The following is a 1477-nucleotide window of genomic DNA, read 5'->3' on the forward strand; positions in this document are numbered from 1 at the left end:
ATACGGCCAAACTAGCAGCCGCCAAAGCCACAGCTGAAGCGGACGCGGCGGCCAAAGCGGTGCAAGACAAAGCGGCGGCGGACAAAGCGGCGGCTGAAGAGATTGCTGCCAAAGCGGCCGATGAAGTTGCTGCCGCCAAAGCGCTGGTTGCTGCCCAAACTGCACTGACTGCGGCCAACGCCAGCGGCACCACAGCAGAGAAAACTGCTGCCCAAGCCGTGCTCGATGCGGCCAAACTAGCAGCCGCCAAAGCCACAGCTGAAGCGGACGCGGCTAGCAAAGCGGTGCAAGACAAAGCGGCGGCGGACAAAGCGACGGCTGAAGAGATTGCTGCCAAAGCGGCCGATGAAGTTGCTGCCGCCAAAGCGCTGGTTGCTGCCCAAACTGCACTGACTGCGGCCAACGCCAGCGGCACCACAGCAGAGAAGGCTGCTGCCCTAGAGGCCTTCAATGCGGCCAAACTAGCAGCCGCCAAAGCCACAGCTGAAGCGGACGCGGCGGCCAAAGCGGTGCAAGACAAAGCGGCGGCGGACAAAGCGGCGGCTGAAGAGATTGCTGCCAAAGCGGCCGATGAAGTTGCTGCCGCCAAAGCGCTGGTTGCTGCCCAAACTGCACTGACTGCGGCCAACGCCAGCGGCACCACAGCAGAGAAAACTGCTGCCCAAGCCGTGCTCGATGCGGCCAAACTAGCAGCCGCCAAAGCCACAGCTGAAGCGGACGCGGCGGCCAAAGCGGTGCAAGACAAAGCGGCGGCGGACAAAGCGACGGCTGAAGAGATTGCTGCCAAAGCGGCCGATGAAGTTGCTGCCGCCAAAGCGCTGGTTGCTGCCCAAACTGCACTGACTGCGGCCAACGCCAGCGGCACCACAGCAGAGAAGGCTGCTGCCCTAGAGGCCTTCAATGCGGCCAAACTAGCAGCCGCCAAAGCCACAGCTGAAGCGGACGCGGCGGCCAAAGCGGTGCAAGACAAAGCGGCGGCGGACAAAGCGGCGGCTGAAGAGATTGCTGCCAAAGCGGCCGATGAAGTTGCTGCCGCCAAAGCGCTGGTTGCTGCCCAAACTGCACTCACTGCGGCCAACGCCAGCGGCACCACAGCAGAGAAAACTGCTGCCCAAGCCGTGCTCGATGCGGCCAAACTAGCAGCCGCCAAAGCCACAGCTGAAGCGGACGCGGCGGCCAAAGCGGTGCAAGACAAAGCGGCGGCGGACAAAGCGACGGCTGAAGAGATTGCTGCCAAAGCGGCCGATGAAGTTGCTGCCGCCAAAGCGCTGGTTGCTGCCCAAACTGCACTCACTGCGGCCAACGCCAGCGGCACCACAGCAGAGAAAGATACTGCCCTAGAGGCCTTCAATGCGGCCAAACTAGCAGCCGCCAAAGCCACAGCTGAAGCGGACGCGGCTAGCAAAGCGGTGCAAGACAAAGCGGCGGCGGACAAAGCGGCCGGTGAAGAGATTGCTGCCAAAGCGGCCGATGAAGT

General features: G+C 62.8%; 1 protein-coding gene. It reads left to right on the plus strand.

Annotation, left to right across the window (positions count from 1 at the left end):
* Window positions 1–1477 (plus strand): hypothetical protein (locus B9Z45_RS17100; protein ID WP_108408288.1); only part of this gene is annotated, 1477 nt, incomplete at both ends.

Source organism: Limnohabitans sp. 2KL-17 (assembly GCF_003063415.1).
GTDB lineage: Bacteria > Pseudomonadota > Gammaproteobacteria > Burkholderiales > Burkholderiaceae_C > Limnohabitans_A.